The following is a 2,750-nucleotide window of genomic DNA, read 5'->3' on the forward strand; positions in this document are numbered from 1 at the left end:
GAGGTCACCGGTAGCGAGCGGATCTCATTCTGGTGTCCGGTCTGCCAGACCTGACGGTCGAACTCAGGAGGGCTTGCGGGCCAGCTTGAAGATCTTGTTCACCACGGTGGCGAACTGCTTGGGCAGCGGACCCGTGTTGTAGGGGACGCCATAGCGCTCGCAGATGTCCCGAACCTCGACGGAGATCTCGGCGTGCCGGAACGCGGGGATGTCCGGGAAGAGGTGGTGCTCGATCTGGAAGGACAGGTTGCCGCTCATCACGTGGAAGAGCTTTGCCGAACCCGGCCGAGCGGAGCCACGGAGGGACAATCCGGTTAGGTTCGCCGAGCCGAGGACCTGGCGGAAGTACCACATGCCGCGGCTCTCGTTCGCGGTCTCGTCCTTGCTGAATTCCTGTGTGCCGTCGGGGAAGTGACCACAGAAGATGATCGCATAGGACCACACGTTGCGGATCAGGTTGGCGGTCAGGTTGCCGGTGAATACCCACGGCGCGAACGGCCCGGCAAGCAGCGGGAACGCGACGTAGTCCTTGAGGGTCTGTCGCTTGACCTTGCCCCAGATGCCCCGCAGGGTGTCGCGCTTGTCGGCGATGGAGATCTCACCGGCGCGGATGCGCTCGGTCTCCAGCTCGTGCAGCGCGACGCCGTATTGGAACAGCACCATCAGCAGGAATGCGTACAGCGGGTTGCCGAGATAATAGGGCGTCCACCGCTGGTCTTCGCTCATCCGCAGGATGCCGTAGCCGATGTCGCGGTCCATGTCGACGATGTTCGTATAGGTGTGGTGCATGTAGTTGTGCGAGTGGCGCCACTGGTCGCTGGGGCACGCCGAGTCCCACTCGAAGTTGCGGCTGGTGAGCGCGGGATCGCCCATCCAGTCGTACTGGCCGTGCATGACGTTGTGGCCGATCTCCATGTTGTCCAGGATCTTCGACGCCGCAAGCATGGCTGTGCCTGCGATCCAGGCAGGCGGGAGAATGCCTGCGAACAGCAGTCCGCGTCCGCCGACTTCGAGGGCGCGTTGGGCCCTGATGACACGCCGGATGTAGGTGGCGTCGCGCTCGCCGAGGTCGGCGACGACCCGCTCGCGCAGGGCGTCGAGTTCGGCGCCGAAGGCGTCGGCCATCTCGGGCGTCATGGTGATCGGCTTGCCGCGGACCATCTTGGTGATGGTCTGCTGGGCGGACGTGTCGGCGGACGGCTTGGTCGGGGCCTTCGCCTCGGCGGCGTCGGTGGTGGTGGCGTCTGCGTCTGCGTCGGTCGCGTCGGCGTCGGCGGTGGTGGTGGCGGTGGTCTTCTCGAGCATGGCGCCGCCGCGAGGAGCATTCAGCATGGCAGTCATGGTTCTGTCCTTTCGAGTGGGATCGGAGGCTTACAGCGACAGTTCGACGTCACCGACGGGGACGGACACGCAGATCTGCACGTCCTCCTCGTCGGCCGTCGACACGGCGCCGGTGATGCGGTTCTTGACCGCGCCGCGGGTCTTGCGACGAGTACAGGTGTGGCAAATGCCCATTCGGCATCCGCTCGCTGGTGACAACCCGGCGGCCTCGGCCTGCTCGAGCAAGGAGCGGCCGTCGTCGGCGACGTCGACGCCGCTGTCGGCGAACGCGATGGTGCCTCCGGACACCTCGGCCGGCACGGCGAAGACCGGCGGAACGAAGGTCTCGAACAACGCGTCGGGATAGTGCGCGCGAACGGCCTCGACCAGCGTGGGCGGCCCGCAGACGAACACCGCGTCCGGCGCAGGCATGTCTGCCAGGTGCTCGGGCCCGAAGTAGCCGGCCAGGTCGCCGGACTCAGAAGATCGTGAGTAGCCGCGCAACACCCGAACGCCCGGCATCGCGTCGAGCTCGTCGCGATAGCAGGCCTCCTCCGGGGTGCGGGCGTAGTGGACGAACGTGACGTCCGAGTTGGAACCTTCGGCCATCAAGGTGCGGAGCATCGACAGCACCGGGGTGATGCCACTGCCGCCGGAGACGAACAGGATGCGCTGCGGCCTGACGGCCGGGAGGACGAAGTCGCCGCCGGAACCCTCCAGGCCGACGACCATGCCGGGTCGGGCGTTGCGAAAGAGGTGCCGGGAGACCAGGCCCTCGTCGTGGACACCGATGGTCAGCTCGAGGCGTTGGTCGCCCTCGGCGTTGGCGGGCGAGTAACAACGGGTCTGCCTGCGCCCGTCCACCTCGATGGTCAGGTTGACATGCTGGCCTGCGCGCAGGGCGGGTCCGGCCGCGAAGGCCGCATTGGGTTCAAGAGTGAGGGTGACGCTGCGAGGCGTCTGCCGCCGGACTGCGACGACCTTGGCGCGGGCGTCGCCCAGCGTCCAGGTGGGCTCGACGAGCTCCGTGTAGCGATCGACGCCGTGCGGGCCGGTGAGCAGGTCGACCAGCGGCGACCGCAACACCCTGTCCCACAGGCCAGGCGTCTTCGTTTCAGTGAACATGTGTACACCGTGCGCTCGATCGACCGAAGCGTCAATGGGTCCGACCAGGTTGTGGTAGGTTTCACAACAGTGAACGATCGTACGCCCAGTTCACGATCGTCCAGGTCGGGACGTTCGGGATCGTCGCGTTCCCACCGGGAGACGCCGTCGCGCGAGGAACGCAAGGAAGCCACCCGGCGCGCCATCGTGTCCGCCGCCCTCCACCTCCTGGAGGAACGCAGCTTCAGTGCGCTGAGCCTGCGTGAGGTGACCCGCGAGGCCGGAATCGTGCCCGCCGCGTTCTACCGGCACTTCGACTCGATGGA

General features: G+C 66.7%; 3 protein-coding genes. 1 reads left to right on the plus strand and 2 read right to left on the minus strand.

Going from position 1 to position 2,750, the window contains the following annotated elements:
• Positions 1–63: 63 nt before the first annotated feature.
• Both ABW137_RS33200 and ABW137_RS33205 read right to left on the minus strand, forming a co-directional pair.
• Positions 64–1,161, minus strand: a complete 1,098-nt coding sequence (locus ABW137_RS33200; protein ID WP_526406762.1) for a fatty acid desaturase family protein — start codon at positions 1,159–1,161, stop codon at positions 64–66.
• Positions 1,162–1,371: 210 nt separating this feature from the next.
• Positions 1,372–2,445: a ferredoxin reductase gene (locus tag ABW137_RS33205; RefSeq protein ID WP_526406758.1), complete on the minus strand. Its 1,074-nt coding sequence runs from the start codon at positions 2,443–2,445 to the stop codon at positions 1,372–1,374.
• A 69-nt stretch (positions 2,446–2,514) separates the two neighbouring features.
• Here ABW137_RS33205 and ABW137_RS33210 point away from each other — a divergent pair.
• Positions 2,515–2,750: TetR/AcrR family transcriptional regulator (locus ABW137_RS33210; RefSeq protein WP_526406760.1), on the plus strand; the 236-nt coding region annotated here is incomplete at its 3' end.

Source organism: Mycobacterium sp. (assembly GCF_040509115.1).
GTDB lineage: Bacteria > Actinomycetota > Actinomycetes > Mycobacteriales > Mycobacteriaceae > Mycobacterium.

What these genes read in the sequence shown, in the direction of transcription:
- ABW137_RS33200 (WP_526406762.1), bottom strand. Translation starts at nt 1,161, where the DNA reads ATGGTCCGCGGCAAGCCGATCACCATGACGCCCGAGATGGCCGACGCC.
- ABW137_RS33205 (WP_526406758.1), bottom strand. Translation starts at nt 2,445, where the DNA reads ATGTTCACTGAAACGAAGACGCCTGGCCTGTGGGACAGGGTGTTGCGG.